11 protein-coding genes and 1 pseudogene are annotated in these 14,832 nt (G+C 68.7%); 5 read left to right on the forward strand and 7 right to left on the reverse strand.

All coding sequences use genetic code 11. From position 1 onward, the window contains the following. Positions 1-122: 122 nt before the first annotated feature. The 5 genes and pseudogenes from B1400_RS05145 (at position 123) to B1400_RS05165 (ending at position 8,328) form a co-directional block, all read left to right on the forward strand. The gene (locus B1400_RS05145; protein WP_095613365.1) at positions 123-1,685 is read left to right on the forward strand and encodes a DUF3375 domain-containing protein; all 1,563 of its coding nucleotides are present in this window, start codon (positions 123-125) and stop codon (positions 1,683-1,685) included. Between the two features lie 71 nt (positions 1,686-1,756). Then, positions 1,757-2,524, forward strand: a pseudogene (locus tag B1400_RS09940) (DUF4194 domain-containing protein); the annotation flags it as partial. Between the two features lie 317 nt (positions 2,525-2,841). Next, positions 2,842-6,354 (forward strand): ATP-binding protein, encoded by a 3,513-nt coding sequence (locus B1400_RS05155; protein ID WP_235607335.1) that lies wholly within the window; start codon positions 2,842-2,844, stop codon positions 6,352-6,354. After that, positions 6,351-7,529: a DUF3322 and DUF2220 domain-containing protein gene (locus tag B1400_RS05160; RefSeq protein WP_095613366.1), complete on the forward strand. Its 1,179-nt coding sequence runs from the start codon at positions 6,351-6,353 to the stop codon at positions 7,527-7,529. The genes B1400_RS05155 and B1400_RS05160 overlap by 4 nt, the downstream gene beginning before the upstream one ends. Before the next feature lie 139 nt (positions 7,530-7,668). Then, positions 7,669-8,328 (forward strand): DUF4190 domain-containing protein, encoded by a 660-nt coding sequence (locus tag B1400_RS05165; protein WP_095613367.1) that lies wholly within the window; start codon positions 7,669-7,671, stop codon positions 8,326-8,328. A 149-nt stretch (positions 8,329-8,477) separates the two neighbouring features. Here the strand turns inward: B1400_RS05165 and dtd are convergent, their stop codons facing one another. The 7 genes from dtd to B1400_RS05195 form a co-directional block, all read right to left on the reverse strand. Continuing rightward, positions 8,478-8,957, reverse strand: coding sequence for a D-aminoacyl-tRNA deacylase (dtd, locus tag B1400_RS05170; protein ID WP_095613368.1), 480 nt, complete (start codon positions 8,955-8,957; stop codon positions 8,478-8,480). 88 nt (positions 8,958-9,045) lie between these two features. Continuing rightward, complete coding sequence (locus B1400_RS05175) at positions 9,046-9,945, reverse strand: carbohydrate kinase family protein (protein ID WP_095613369.1); 900 nt, start codon at positions 9,943-9,945, stop codon at positions 9,046-9,048. A gap of 99 nt (positions 9,946-10,044) precedes the next feature. Further along, the gene (locus B1400_RS05180) at positions 10,045-11,268 is read right to left on the reverse strand and encodes an ROK family transcriptional regulator (RefSeq protein ID WP_095613370.1); all 1,224 of its coding nucleotides are present in this window, start codon (positions 11,266-11,268) and stop codon (positions 10,045-10,047) included. A 228-nt stretch (positions 11,269-11,496) separates the two neighbouring features. Further along, positions 11,497-12,183, reverse strand: coding sequence for an NAD(P)H-binding protein (locus tag B1400_RS05185; protein WP_095613371.1), 687 nt, complete (start codon positions 12,181-12,183; stop codon positions 11,497-11,499). 136 nt (positions 12,184-12,319) lie between these two features. Next, entirely contained in the window at positions 12,320-12,475 is a 156-nt protein-coding gene (locus tag B1400_RS09680) for a hypothetical protein (RefSeq protein ID WP_157909644.1), read from the reverse strand. Between the two features lie 3 nt (positions 12,476-12,478). After that, the gene (locus tag B1400_RS05190; RefSeq protein ID WP_095613372.1) at positions 12,479-13,006 is read right to left on the reverse strand and encodes an NUDIX hydrolase; all 528 of its coding nucleotides are present in this window, start codon (positions 13,004-13,006) and stop codon (positions 12,479-12,481) included. After that, positions 13,003-14,586 (reverse strand): aminopeptidase P family protein, encoded by a 1,584-nt coding sequence (locus B1400_RS05195; protein WP_095613373.1) that lies wholly within the window; start codon positions 14,584-14,586, stop codon positions 13,003-13,005. The genes B1400_RS05190 and B1400_RS05195 overlap by 4 nt, the downstream gene beginning before the upstream one ends. Positions 14,587-14,832 lie beyond the last annotated feature (246 nt).

The following is a 14,832-nucleotide window of genomic DNA, read 5'->3' on the forward strand; positions in this document are numbered from 1 at the left end:
GACCCATGCGGGCGTCCGGATCGGCCGGCTGCCATGCGGTCCGTGCGCCGTCTTTTCGCTACAATGGAATGCGGTATGCCCGCGGGCGAAGAGCGTGCTGGACGATATGAGAAAGGCGGCCGATGGCGGATGTGAGGACCGAGCTCGCGCAGCTGCGGCCGGTGTACGAGACCGGCGTGCTGCGCATGCTGCTGCACAAGTACGCGGACGTCTACATCGCGATGCTGCGCTCATGCTTCGACCCGCTGACCGCCGAGGTGCCGCAGGAGCGGCTGCTGTCGCGGATGCGCGAGGCGATCGGCGAACTGGCTGCCGCCGGCGAGTACACGCCGCGCGAAGGCGAGGACGACATGATGGCCGCCCGCCGCATCCTCAAGGAGCTCAAATCCGAGGACGCCGGCGACTACGCGTGGATCGCCGATTCGATGGACCGGCGCCAGCACCGCGTCATGTGCCGCCTCACGCAGCGCGCGCACCGCGCGATCGAGGCGCTTGCGACGCTGCAGCGGCGCACCGTATCGCTCTCCGGCGCGCAGGTCAACTCGATCATCATGGAGATCGAGAACGCGCGCAAACAGCTCACCGTGAACGTCGGCGAGCGCATCGGGCTGCTGGAGGACGAGATCGCGCAACGTCAACGGCAGATCGACGAGCTCAAGGCGCACGGCATCGAGGACCGTCCGACGCGCGAGCAGGTCTCCGACATCATCAACGTCGTCTACAACACGCTGCGAGGCGTGCCGGTGGACCTGCGCGAACTCGTCATCGCCGAGCGCGACAACGGCGACGCGCTGCGCCGGCGCATCGACGATGGCACGATGAGCGGCGACGAAATGCTCACGTTCTACCATGAGCAGTTCGACCGCGTCTACAACCTCAGCGACGAGGGGCGCCGTTTCAACGACGCGTTCCAGGTGATGTACGCGCCCGAGAGCCGCGCCGAGCTCAACGAGGCGCTGCAGGACATCTCGAACAGCGAATGGCTGCATGGCGAGGCCGACGACCTGATGAGCGTCGTCAACCGCGAGTTCGACGACATCTACCGCGGCATCGACGACGTGCGCCGCCAGATCCGCGTCACCGACGAAAGCATCCGCCTGATCGTGCGCCAGCAGACCGACATGCAGTTCCGCACGATGTCGCGCAGCCTCGCGCGGCTGTTCACCCGGTTGAGCGATGAGGCGCGCACGAAGTCGAAGCGTCATTTCGACGCCGGCGTCGCCGAGGCGTCGCTGCCGACGCTGCGCCGACGCCCAAGGAGGACGCCGGCGCGGGCCGTCGCGCCGGCGATCGCGGAGACGGCGGACTCGGCGATCGCCGATCTGACCGCGATCGTCGCGGCCGGCGGCCCGCGCGTGCGCCACATGGTCGGTCTCATCGCGGCGAACCCGGTGCGGATCGGCGCCGATGTGGACATGGCGGCGAGCTTCAACGCGCTGCCCGCCGACGAGCGCAGGGAAAGCGAGGTCGTCGGCTTCCTCAGCTATTTCGGCGGCGACGGCGATGCGGGGACGCACGATGACGACGGCGAACATGTCTGGCGCTGCGTCGGCGCCGACGGCCGGGAACGCCGCTGGCGCACGCGTGCGCTGCTCGTACCGCAGCGGGCGCTCGACGACTTCCTCGAGGAGACCGATGCGGCGCCGATGGCGGCCGCCGCGCATCGCGCCGGGGAGGCGGCATGACGGACGACATGACGAGTACGACGGGCCGGGCGACCGGGCCGATGACGACGGATGGAAAGGTGGCAGAGGCGATGACGAAGCACAACGATGCCGACATGGACGCCGGCGTTGTCTCCGTGGCGAGCGGCGGCGACTGGCGGGAGGGCGTCGACGACGGGGCCGGCGTCGCCGACCTCGCGAATGCGCACGCGCTGTTCGACGGCGACATCGGCGACATGCCGGCGCCGGCGCGCGAGGCGGCGATCGCGCTCAAGCGCAACCGCGCGATCAGCGGCGATCTGTACCGGCAGGCGTGCGACTACATGGACGACGTGCGCCGTTCGCTCAACAACGACATGCTCGTGCCGGTCGTCGACGAATACTACGGGGTCATGTACGCCGAGCCGATCCGCGCCGACGAGTACGCCATCCGTTCGCTCAAGACGCGCGTGACGCTCAGCGCCGAGGAGGCGGCCGTCGTCGCGATGCTGCGCCGCAAGGTGCTCGAATACGAGAACGTGGGCGTCGACGCCGCCTCGTGGATCGTCTCGCGCGAGGAGATCGTGCAGGCGCTGAGCGTCGGCGGAGGCCCGTTCGCCGGCCGTAACAGCGAGGAGGCGGTCGTACAGCGCGCAGACCGGCTTATCGGCGCGATGCGCACCTACGGGTTCCTCGACGACGGCGACGACATGATGTACGTGATCACGAAGCTCGTGCCGGTCGTGCTCAACGCCGACCGCATCAACCGCTGGCTCGGCTTGGACGACGGACATGGCGGCGCGGATGACGATGCCGCCGATGACGACGCCAACCGCGACGCCGCAGCCGTCGGCGACGACGACGGGCACGCCGAAACGGAAGCCGCGACGCCGGACATGGACGCCGACATGGCCGCAACGCGCGCGCCGCGGGCGTCGGCGCACGCGGACTACGTGGACGCCGACGGCAACTTCGGTGACATCCTCGGCATCATCGGCGCCTCCGACGCCGCACTCGACGAGCGCGACGAGGACGACGACGCGACCGTTGCGACCGTTGCGACCGGCGGCACTGCAACCGACGCGACCGCAGCCGATGATGCTGCAGCCGACGCTGAAACGGCTGCGGAAGCCACTGCGGACGACGGCGACGCGGACGATGCGGACGACGGGAGCGAAACGGCGGAGGAGGTGCTGTTTTGAGCGGGACGACCGATGACCTGTATGCGCCGATCGAGCTGCTGCCGAAGCATTGGATGCTCAAGGAACGCCAGCTCGTCAACTGGGGTTCGTACGACGGCCGCCACATCTTCCGGCCGTCGACGGCCGAGGACGGCACGGTGACATTGCTGACCGGACAGAGCGAATCGGGCAAGTCGACGCTCGTCGACGCCCAGGTCTCGCTGCTGTACCCGGCGAACGCGGCGTTCAACAAGGCGTCGAACGCCGGCCGCTCCGACCGTTCCGACTACTCGTACCTGCTCGGCCTGCGCGGCATCCGCAACAACAACGGCCACGACGAGCCGCTGTACCTGCGCGGCCACGACGCGAACGGCGACCCCTACGCCGTCTGGGGCGCGATCGTCGACGAATACGAGGACACGGCGAACAGCGGCTCGCTGTGGATCGCGAAGCTCATGTGGCTGCCGGCGGACGGCGCGTCCGAGTCGATGACGAAGCTGTACGCCGTGTCCGAGCGCCCGATCGACCCCGTCCTGCTGGACGAGCGGCGCGACGAGAAGTTCACGATCCCGATGCTCAAACAGCTCTATCCGGGCGTCGTCGTCTACAACTCGGCCAAGCAGTTCCACGAGGACGTCTGGAAACGCTTCGGGCTGACCGAGGCCGCGTGCAGGCTGTTGCACCGCATGCAGGCGTCGGACGCGCCGTCGCAGCTCGACGACATCTTCCGCAGGGGCGTGCTCGACGAGCCTCGCGCGATCAGGTCCGGCCGGGACGCCGTCGAGGACTACGAGCGGTACGCGCAGAACTTCTCGAGCATGGAGCGCAACCGCATGCGCGTGCGCCAGCTCGAGGCGATCATCGACGAATACGACCAGTACGAGTCCGCCGACCGCGGCGTGCGCGCCCTGCGCGCAATCGATCCGGAACGTGACGGCTCCGCCGAACTGCGTGCGCAATGGCTCGACATGCGTCTGACGCAGGACGTCGTCGGCGTGCTGCCGGAACACGAGACCCTCGCCGAACGCGGCGCCGAAGCCGCCGACGAGGCGCATGCGCGCGTCGGGCGTCTCGAGAACGAGGTCGCCTCGCTCACCCGTCAGCTCAGCGGTTCCGGCGGCGACGAGATCGAAGGGCTCGAACGTGACCTCGCGCAGGCGAAACAGGACATGGGGCATGTCGTCGAACGCGCCGAGAGGCTCGCGCCGTACTTCACGAAGGCCGGCGAGGAGCTGCCGCGGACAGGCGAGGAATGGCGGCGGCTCGCCGATGACTACGCGGCGCGCGAGCGCGGATACGACGCGCGGCGCGAGACGCTCAAACGTCGACAGTACGAGGCCTTCGCCGCGCACAAGCAGGCGCAGGAGCGGCTCGACGAGCTCAACAGGGACTACGCGCGCAAGGAGCGTTCGCGCACGCGCATTACCAAGGAGATGGACGAGACGCGTGCGATGATCGCGCGCGCCACCGGATTGCAGGCCGCCGAACTGCCGTATGTGGCCGAGCTGATGGACGTCGCCGGCGACGCCGAGGACTGGCGCGCCGCGATGAACGTCGTCTACGCGTCGATCGCGCCGATCCTGCTCGTCGACCGCCGCCATGAGGACGGCTTCGCGGCGAAGGTCTCGACGATCCCGCACGAGGCGATACCGCGACGCAACTGGCAGTTCGTCGACGTCGACGACGACGCGGACGCCGCGCCGCGCGAAGGATGGCTCTCCGGCAGGCTCGCGTTCAACGACGAGTCGCCGTTCGCCGCATGGGTGCGGCGCCGCGTCGCCGACCCGCGCACCGACGCGCGCTGCGTCGAGGCGATCGACGACCTCGACGAGGACGGCCGCCAGGTGCAGCGCGACGGCCAGATCAAGGACGGCCGGCGCGGCAGCCATGGAACGAAGGGCGTGGCGGCCGTCATCGGCTTCGTCACCGAGCGCTACCTCGCCGAACTGCGCCGCGAGATCGGACAGGCCGGCGATGCGCTCGCGCATGCGCAAGCCATGGTCAAGAAGATCGACGCCGAGGCGCGCGGGCTCGAGGACGCCCACGCGCTCGCCGAACGGCTGCACGATTACAGCTGGCGCGACGTCGACGCGAACGGCGTGCAGCTGCGGATCGAGGCGCTGCTGACGAGGATCGACGAACTGAAACGCGATCCGCAGATCGCGCAGATCAGCGCCGCGCTCGAAGCCGCCCGCAAGGAACTCGCGAAGGCGCGCGCCGCCGCATACGGCGCCGAGGACGACCAGCGGCGCGCACAGGCGGCGCTCGCCGCATCACGCAAGTGGATCGCCGACCGCGAACAGCAGGTCCGGGACGGCGTCCCGGTCGTCGATGAGGCGTGCGCGGCGCTGCTCGAACGCTGCTACCTCGCCTATTTCGGCGACGGCACGAAGGAGGCCGGCGAACGCGTCCGCCGCCTGCTCGCCCTCGACGATCAGGCGAACGGCTCGCACGGCGGCCACGCGCGCGCGAACGCGACGTCGGCGCGTCGATTCATGGAGCTCAAGACGTCGGTCACCGACGGCGTGCGCGCCAGGATCGGCGAACTCGCCGCGCAGCGTGACGCCAGACGCCGCTCGTGCGAGGCGAGCATGCGCGCCTACCTCGACCAGTACGCGGCGGCCGACGCACGCATCAGCGCCGACGTCGAGAACGCGCGGTACTTCATGCACGACCTCGAGGAGCTCAGGCCGAACATGATCGGCGACGAGGCGGTGCACGGCGAGTACTTCCGTTCGCTCGGCAACATCTACCAGGACCTCGCCGAGCTGCAGCAGATGCTCAAGGTCGACACGCAGCGCATCCGCGAGCAGATCGACAAGATCAACCGGCTGCTCGAACGCTATCCCTTCGGCGCGCGGCGCGGCCGCCTGTCGATCGTCGTGCAGGTGGACAGGCCCGATCCGGCGTTCCTCGCCGCGCTGGGCAGGCAGGTCGAGCAGATGAGCGCGTTCCGTGAAAGCGGCAGCCGCGACGTCGAGCGCTGCCGGACGCTGTTCGCCCGGTGCGCGCCGTTCATCGCGCAGCTCAAGGAAAGCTTCGACGACTTCGCCGGCAACGGGCACGGCAACGCGAACCTCGATCCGCGCAGACGTTCGCGCTTCTACGGCTCGGTCGCGCATGCGGACGGTCTGACCGAACACATCAACTCGACCGGCGGAGGATCCGGCGGCTATCTGCAGGAGCTCACGTCCTTCGCCTACGGCGCGGCGCTGATGTACCTGCTCGCCAACGACAACGCGACGCGGCCGTCCTATGCGACCGTCTTCCTCGACGAGGCGCTCATCAAGGCCGACGGGCAGTACACGCGCCGCGCGCTGAGCGTATTGCCGGGACTGGGCTTCCAGGTCATCGTCTCGGCGCCCGAATCGAAGACGAACGAGATCATGGGATCGGCGTCGAAGACGGTCATCGCGAGGAAGGACCCGGACAGCGGGCGCACGGTGCTCGAGATCGCGCTCGTCGACGGCGACGGACGGTCGCCGGACGGCGCCGACGACTCCGCGCACGACGGGGACGACGCGTCATGAGCGGCGCGCACGACGCGCGTCCACAGGGCACGGCGACGCCCGACGACCTGCGCGCCTGGGTCGCGCGGACCGTCGAGTGCGAGATGTTCGCCGTCGACGATCCGTGGCCGCGCACGAAGGCGGTGCGTTGGCCGAGGGAATCGACGCTCATCGCCGACGTCAACGCCGTGCACGATGCGAACAACGCGCTCAAGGACTTCGCTGCGCGCCACGGCTGCGACGTGACGTGCACGGCGCGCAGGCTCGGCGCGCGCGTCATGCTCGTCGATCACGTCACCGTGCCGGACGAGCGGACCGCACTCACGATCGCCGGCGATCGTCTGCGCCGTGAGCGTGAACGGGCGCTCACGCGCATGGCGCAGGTCGAGGAGGCCTGCGGCGTGGCGCCGGAAGTCGCGATGCAGGCGGTGCAGCGGCTTCGTGACGAGACGGACGTCGATTTCGCGCTGTTCGCGACGGCGGCCGCATGGTTCGGCGCGCATCGCGACGGGATCGCGTCGATGACGGCGCGCGAGGTGCCGCTTGAGGGGTTTTCGGCGAAATGGCTCGGCGGTGCGCGCTCGCGGCGGCGTTCGGCGATCTGCATGGTGCTCGGCGTCGACGCGCTGCCGCTGCGCGAACGTCCCGAGGAACTGCGGTACCGCTACCTCGATCCGGCGGCCGCCGGCGAGCCCGACCGCGTCGCCGTGACGCCGCAGCATGCGCCGGAACGGCCGGTGCGCCGCGCGGTCATCGTCGAGAACAAGGACACCTATCAGGCGATGCCGGCGTTCGCCGACGCGGTGTGCGTGTTCGGTTCCGGTTTCGCGGCCGTGCGCGCCGCACGGCTGCTGCCGTTCCTCGCCGGTTGCGACGTCGTGTACTGGGGCGACCTCGACGCGGCGGGCTTCGAGATCCTTTCGGCCGTGCGCACCTCCGGCATCGACTGCGCGAGCATGCTGATGGATCAGGGGACCTATGCGCGCTTCATGCGCTTCGGCGCAAGGCTCGACGCGCGCAGCCGCATGATCGGCGCGCGTGAGCCGATCGCGCGCACAACGATGCGGCTCAACGACGACGAATACGCGTTGTACCGCACGCTGTGCGAGCCGGGGGAGCAGGGGGTGCCGCGCATCGAGCAGGAACGCATCCCGATCGCGCACGCCGTCGCGGCGTTGCGGTCGATGGGATGGTGAGGGCGGCCCAACGCGATGGGCGGGGCGTGAAGGACCCGGGCCGTGGCGACGCGTGGCGCGGGAAAACGGATTGTGCGGGTCATGCGCGCGATTCGCGATCGACGCGCGGGATTCTCGTCGGTCCTCTAGGATGGAAGGCATGGCAAACGAGAACGGACCCACGCCGATGGACGCTGCGGGCGGCGACGCCCAGGTCCCGTACGGCGATGCGGCGAACGGACAGGACAACACGGCCGCCGGCGCCGGCATGGCGCAGACGCAGCCGGAATACGGCGCCTACGCCGATCCCGGGATGAGCGACGACGAACGCTATCCCTTCGGCAAACCGGAGGTGCCGGCGGCGGATGCGGCGGCGCAGGCGGGACAGCCCGGGCAGCCGGGATCGTATCCGCAGGCGCCGTATCCGGGCGTGCAATACCCGGGCGGCACCGACCCCTACGGACAGCAGCCGGGTGCGCCGTACGGAGCCCCCTACGGGCAACAGTCCGGTGGCTACTACGGCCAGCCGAACCCCTACGGCACGAACCGCCAACGCTACCAGAGCTACGAGCGGCGCACCGGGACGCCGGAAGGCAACGGCTATGACGGCATGTGCATCGCCGGATTCGTGATGTCGCTGATCATCCCGCTGTTCGGCCTCATCTTCTCGGTCGTCGGACTTGTGAACGTGCGGCGCACCGGCAGGCGCGGACGCGGATTCGCGATCGCCGGGATCATCATCAGCGCGCTGTCGATGTTCATGTCGTTTCTGATGCTGAGCACCGGCATGCTGCAGCACATGATGAGCATCCTGATGTGACGTCGCTCGCGGCGTCGCATGGCCGGGCGCGACGGCGCCCTGCGCCGGGGGCGGTGTATAGTGGTGTGCATCCGCGTTCCCGCGGGCGACCGCGGGAAGAAGTACGGGGATTCGGGCGGCGGCCGGCGACGGTCGCCGCCCGAATTGCGTCAGATGCCGAGCTCCTCGGTGTCGAAGAGGATCGTGACGGGTCCGTCGTTCGTCAGCGAGACGTCCATATGCGCGCCGAAGCGGCCGGCCTTCACGTCGAGTCCCTGCGCGCGCAGCGCGTCGTTGAGCCCGAGCCAGACCTCCTCGGCGTGCGCGGGCGCGCCGGCGGCGACGAAGCTCGGACGGTTGCCCTTGCGCACGTCGCCGTAGAGCGTGAACTGCGAGATCGACAGGATCGCGCCGCCGACCTCGTGGATCGAGCGGTTCATCCTGCCGTCGCCGTCCTCGAAGACGCGCAGGTTCGCGATCTTGCGTGCGAGCCATGCGATCTGCCGCTCGCCGTCGGCGTCGCTCACGCCGACGAGCAGCATGTAGCCGACGCCGATCCGCTGCTCGGGGAAGGCCGGGTCGGTCCCGCCGGTCGTCTCGTCGGCCACGGTCACGGACGCCCGACTCACTTTCTGCAATACAACGCGCATGCCTGCACTGTAGCGCGGACGCCGGAACGGCGATGGCGCCCCGCGGCGGGTTGCCACGGGGCGCCATCGTTGCGCGGGACGCGGCGGCTCACTGTCCGAGGATGTCCTTGAGGTAGTCGGGCATCGTCTGCGGATAGGTGGGCCATGCGCCCTCCTGCGTGCACACGAACGCGGCCGTGTTGACGGCGGCGCGGTGCGCCAGGCCGAGGGAGTCGCCCGAGAGGATGCGGCCGGTGAAGGTGCCGGAGAACGAGTCGCCTGCGCCGACCGTGTCGACGACGGTCACGCGGGGCGTGCTCAGCGTCGAGATCTCGCCGTCGTTCGACATGATCGTCGAGAACGTCGCGCCGCCGGTGAGGATCAGGTAGCGCAGGTCGTACTGCTCGATGAACCACTTGCAGGCCTCCTCGTCGGAGGTGTCTTCGATGCCGAACATGCCGCGCAGCAGCAGCAGCTCCTCGTCGTTGATCTTGAACACGTTCGCGTATCCGAGCATCTCCTCGATGAGCTTCTTCGAATACATGTCGCCGCGCAGGTTGATGTCGAAGAACCTGAGCGCGCCCTCCTTCGTATGCTTGAGCAGCTCGATGATCGTGTCATGCGATTCGGGGGAGCGCAGCGCGAGCGTGCCGAAGCACACGGCGTCGGCCTGCTCGACGATGTCGATGAGCTGACGGGTGTAGGAGATGTGGTCCCAGGCGACGTTCTCGACGATCGTGTACTCGGGGATGCCGTTCTTGAGCGCGACCTCGACGGTGCCGGTCGGCCATGCGTTGCGCTGCAGGACGGCGTGGATGCCGGACTTCTCGGCTGCGATCGCGAGCTCGTCGCCGAGGTCGTCCTCGCCGACCGCGCTGATCGAGTACGCCTCGGCGCCGTTCATCATCGCATGGTAGGCGAAGTTGACCGGCGCGCCGCCCGCGCGCTTGCCGGTGGGGAGCATGTCCCACAGGAGCTCACCGAGGGAGACGACGATTGGCTTGGCCATGATGACCCTTCTTTCTTCTGTTGGTTGTGATTGGTTGTGGTTGGTCGTTGCGGGATCCGCCGGACGGGTCCGGCGTCCGTGGGGGATCATCCGGATGGATCAGTCGCCGCGTCGCCGCCGCGCAAGGTCGGCGAAGCGTGACGGCTGTTCCAGGAACGCGCTGATCGCGACGGCCGCCGCGCCTGTGACGGCCGCGTCGGTCGGCAGGTCGGAGAGCGTGACCGCCGTCGTCTCCGTCAGCTCGGGCAGCACGCGCTCGCCGACGACATGCATCGCCGCTTCGAGCAGCGGCGCGCCGGCGTGCGAGACGATGTCGCCGATGATGATGCGCCGCGGGTTGAAGGCGTTGATGATCGTGACGAGGCCGTAGCCGACGTATGTGCCGACGCGGCGCACGAGTTCGAGGGCGCGCGCGTCGCCCGCCGAGGCGAGCGAGAACAGCGCCTCGCAGGCCTCGATGTGCGTCATCCGGTCGGAGCCGGCGACGACGCCTCCGTCCTCGTCGAGCGTCGCGTCGAGCGCCTCGTGGATCGCGACGGCCGAGCAGTAGCGTTCGAGGCAGCCGTAGTTGCCGCAGTCGCAGCGTCTGCCGTTGACGTCGATGCTCACATGGCCGATCTCGGTGGCGGTGCCGCGCGCGCCGTCGATCGTATGGCCACGTTCGACGACGCCGAGGCCGACGCCTTCGCCGATCAGATAGTACGCGAGGTCGTCGCGCGCGTCGTCGGTGCCGAACAGCTGCTGCGCGAGCGCGCCGGCGCGCGCGTCCTGCTCGATGAACACCGGCACGTCGAAGGCGTCAGCGAACTCGGCGGGGAAGTTGACGTCGCGCCACTGCCTCATCGACGAGACGACGGCCGTGTGGCCGCAGTCGCGCAGATAGGGGCCGGGAACGGCCATGCCGATCGCGACGACGGTGCTGAAGCGCGCCATGATCCGGCCGATGAGCGCTTTGAGCGACGCGATCATATCCGCGATCGACGGATGGTCGGCCGTCATGTCCACCCAGATCCGCCGCGCGTTGCCGGCCAGGTCGAACAGGCCGACCTGGATGAGGCTGCGTGCGAACTTGACGCCGATGACGTGGAAGCGCTCCGGATCGAGCAGGAGTCCGATCGAGCGGCGGTTGCGCGCGCCTTCGATCTCGCCGGTCTCGACGATGAGGCCCTCGTCGATGAGCTTCGCCGTGATCTTCGTGATCGCGGCCGGCGTCAGGTCGAGCGCCTTCGCGATCTGCGCGCGCGAGGAGACGCCGTTGTTGTACAGGAAGCGCATGACGCGCGCGCGGTTGTACTCCGACTGGTTGGGTTGCTCGGCCGCCATCGCACCTCCCTGTGTCCGCCGCCGCATCCGCGGCTTCCGTAGTCGCGGATGTTGTTTGATTAACTGCGTTAAATGTTAACGGCGTTAATCCATGATGACAAGTCGACACGCCGGGGCGGGGGGGGGGGGGGAGGGATACGACGACGGCCGGCGCCGCGTCTGCTGTATGCGTGCAGACGGGGCGCCGGCCGTCACGGTCGGAGGGGATCGGCGGACGGGCCGCCTATGTCACTCGGACAGGTGCTCGGTCGAATTCGACAGCATCCACGACGGACGGTCGCCTTCGGTGCCCGGCTTGTCGAGGCCGATCGACGCGCGGAGCTCCTCGCCCGGGTTGAGCAGCAGCGTGACGACTTCGCTCGCGACGGACTTGCGCGACACCTCGGTGCCCCGGAACAGCTCGCCCTTCTCGGTGGTCTCGAAGTCGACCTCGTCCTTGTCGGTCAGCCATGCCGGACGGATGATCGTGTACTCGAGGTCGCTCGCCTCGATGACGTCGGCGGCCTTGCGGTAGTTGGTCAGGTAGTCGCCGAGGATGCGCGCGTTCCATGCGCCGAACTCGCCGGGCACCTCGCCGTGGATGCCGAGCGACGAGATCCAGATCAGGCGCTTGACGCCGGCCTTGTCCATCGCGGACACGGTCGCTTTCGCCATCGGGATGATGTCCTCGCTGCTGTCGCGGCCGCCGGCCAGATTCGCGTAGACGGCGTCGGCGCCTTCGATCGCCGGCAGCACGTCGGCTTCGGACTTCGCGTCGCCGGTGACGACGGTCACATGGTCGTTGTCGAGCACTGCGGCGCCGAGTTCGTTGTCGCGGTGGATGAACAGCGTCAGCTCGATGTCGTCATGCTCGAGCAGCATCTGCTCGGCGATGCGCGCGATGCGTCCGTTCGCTCCGAGAATCGTAATCTTCATGGGTATCACCTCGTATGATCCGGGCGCCCGTCGGGGCGTCGATGGTGGCGGAGGGGGCATGTCCCAGCCCTCGACCGCATTGCTGCCGTTCATCTTAGGACGGTTCGGGTGGGGATGCGCCGTGCTTGCTCTCAGCTCATTTTTGCGAAAACTGGGTCGGCGCGCGCGCCGTGTCGAGCCGGGGCGCGATGTTGTGCGCGAACGGATGAATCGGGAATACGTCATGCGCATCGCCGATCCACCCGTTCGGCGGCGGCCGGGTGATGGCGGCCGCCGCCGAAAACGCCGACATGGGTCAGCGGCGGATCGTCGTGCCTCGGAACGTGAACTGCGCACGGGCGTCGCCGTCCTCGCGGCGACGCAGGAAGTCGCGCGCGGCCGCGATGCGCTCGCGCGAGCTCGCCGTCATCGGCTCGGGCAGCTCGTCGGGGTCGAACCAGCCGACCGACAGCGACTCGTCGTCGGCGACATGCGGCTCGCTGCAGCCGCCGGGGGCGACCTCGGCGACGAACAGATGGTCGAGGTACTGCGTGCGGTCGCCGTTGGCGTAGGCGGTGACATGGTCGTCGGCTTCGACGGCGACGAGGTCGGTGACGATGACGTCGACGCCGGTCTCCTCCTTCGCTTCGCGCGCGACCGTGTCCGCGGGCTGCTCGCCGGGTTCGATGATGCCGGAGACGAGCGCCCACTTGCCGGTGTCCGAACGCTGTTCGAGCAGCAGCAGCCCGTTGTCGTCGACGATGTAGGCGGAGACGCCCGTCAGCCACAGCGGCGCATGGCCGATATGCTCGCGCAGTTCGAGGATGAACGCCGGCGTCGTCATCGTGCGTCCTTCGCGCCGTCGGCGGCCATCTGCGCCATCCAGGCCTCGACGTCGTCGATCTGCTTGGGGATGCCGGCGGAGATCCATTCGGGGCCGTCCTCGGTCATCAGCACGTCGTCCTCGATGCGGATGCCGATGCCGCGGTATTCCGGCGGGATCATCAGGTCGTCCTCGCGGAAGTAGAGTCCCGGCTCGATCGTGAACACCATGCCCGGCGTGATCTTCGCGCCCTGATACGACTCGTAGCGGGCCTGCGCGCAGTCGTGCACGTCGAGGCCGAGGTGGTGCGCGACGCCGCAGGCGAGCCAACGGCGATGCTGCTGGCCTTCGGGGGACAGGCTCTCCTCGACGTCCACCGGCAGGATGCCCCAGTCGTGCAGGCGCTCGGCGATGACGCGCATGCAGGCGTGGTGGATGTCCGAGTAGGTCGCGCCCGGCTTCGCGGCTTCGAACCCGGCCTGCTGAGAGTCGAGCACGGCCTGGTACAGCTTCTTCTGGAAGTCGGTGAACCTGCCGTTCGTCGGGAACGTGCGCGTGATGTCGGCCGTGTACAGGGAGTCGACCTCCACGCCGGCGTCGATGAGCAGCAGCTCGCCGGCGTTGACGGTGCCGGTGTTGCGGATCCAGTGCAGGATCGGCGCATGGGCGCCGGAGGCGATGATCGTGTCATAGCCGACCTCGTTGCCCTCCTCGCGCGAGACCGAGTTGAACGCGCCTTCGAGGATGCGCTCGGAGCGCGGCTTGCCGAGCGCATCCGGCAGCTTTCTGAGGATGTTGTCGAAGCCGTGCTTCGTCGCGTCGACGGCGCAGCGGATCTCGCGCACCTCGAAGTCGTCCTTCGCCATGCGCGCCTCGGAGGCGAACTCGTGCAGCTTGTCGTCGCGCACCGTGTTGTCGGCCTCGTCGGGGAACCCGTGCCCCTCGCGCAGCTCGTTCACCGCCGCCGTGACCTGCGGGTCGGTCTCGCGGATCACGCGCAGCCGCACGGCGCCGGCCTCGGCGCCGACGTCCTTGCCGAGCATGTCGGCCAGCTGGGCGATGTCATGCGTCTCGATGCCGGTCATCGCCTCGAGCTCCTTGAGTCCCGCGCGAGGCCCGACCCAGTACTCGCCGTAGTGCGGGTCCTTGAAGAAGTCCTGCGTGTAGTGGTCGGCGCGGGGGGCCACGAACAGCATCGGCGTGTGCGTGCCGTCGGCGTCCGGGTCGAGCACGAGGACGGCGCCCGCCTCGTAGTCCTGGCCGAGGCCGGTGTAGTAGGAGAACGCAGAATCCGGACGGAACGCGTAGTCGCAATCGTTGTTGCGCACCTTCGGCTGGCCGGCGGGGATGACGAGCCGTTCGCCGGGGAAGGCCTCGCTCAGCGCCTGCAGTCGCGCCGGGATGTACGCGGCGGACTCAAGTCGTTCGATCGTCGGCTCGTTGTCGTCCCAGCCGCTGCTCATGAACTCGACGAAGGCGTCGGAACGCGGACGCAGCGACCGGTTGTTGACGCGGTCGCCCATCGGCTGGTCGTCGCCGGGTGCCGCCGCCTGTTCGCGCGCCTCGTATTCCTTGTCCTGCTCGGTGATCACTTCGCTCATGCACTGCTCTTTTCTCGTTGATCGTGACGTATGCGATATCTGTCGCGCAACATCGTAGTCGCCGGCGGAAACCTGTTTCGCCGGGCGGCGAGAATGCAATATGCGCCTGTGCGGGCGGGCGCGGGGTGAGGAGCCGTAGGCGCAATCTCACACATCTTGAAAACGCCGATATCGCCGTTCCCTTGCGCGCGAACTCGGCGTCGACGAACTGTATCCGTTCTGCTCGGCTGCTTGTGAGGGGATGCC

Source organism: Bifidobacterium italicum (assembly GCF_002286915.1).
Taxonomy (GTDB): Bacteria; Actinomycetota; Actinomycetes; order Actinomycetales; family Bifidobacteriaceae; genus Bifidobacterium; species Bifidobacterium italicum.

What these genes read in the sequence shown, in the direction of transcription:
- B1400_RS05165 (WP_095613367.1), top strand. Translation starts at nt 7,669, where the DNA reads ATGGCAAACGAGAACGGACCCACGCCGATGGACGCTGCGGGCGGCGAC.
- B1400_RS09680 (WP_157909644.1), bottom strand. Translation starts at nt 12,475, where the DNA reads ATGTCGGCGTTTTCGGCGGCGGCCGCCATCACCCGGCCGCCGCCGAAC.
- B1400_RS05175 (WP_095613369.1), bottom strand. Translation starts at nt 9,945, where the DNA reads ATGGCCAAGCCAATCGTCGTCTCCCTCGGTGAGCTCCTGTGGGACATG.
- B1400_RS05145 (WP_095613365.1), top strand. Translation starts at nt 123, where the DNA reads ATGGCGGATGTGAGGACCGAGCTCGCGCAGCTGCGGCCGGTGTACGAG.
- B1400_RS05180 (WP_095613370.1), bottom strand. Translation starts at nt 11,268, where the DNA reads ATGGCGGCCGAGCAACCCAACCAGTCGGAGTACAACCGCGCGCGCGTC.
- dtd (WP_095613368.1), bottom strand. Translation starts at nt 8,957, where the DNA reads ATGCGCGTTGTATTGCAGAAAGTGAGTCGGGCGTCCGTGACCGTGGCC.
- B1400_RS05185 (WP_095613371.1), bottom strand. Translation starts at nt 12,183, where the DNA reads ATGAAGATTACGATTCTCGGAGCGAACGGACGCATCGCGCGCATCGCC.
- B1400_RS05195 (WP_095613373.1), bottom strand. Translation starts at nt 14,586, where the DNA reads ATGAGCGAAGTGATCACCGAGCAGGACAAGGAATACGAGGCGCGCGAA.
- B1400_RS05160 (WP_095613366.1), top strand. Translation starts at nt 6,351, where the DNA reads ATGAGCGGCGCGCACGACGCGCGTCCACAGGGCACGGCGACGCCCGAC.
- B1400_RS05190 (WP_095613372.1), bottom strand. Translation starts at nt 13,006, where the DNA reads ATGACGACGCCGGCGTTCATCCTCGAACTGCGCGAGCATATCGGCCAT.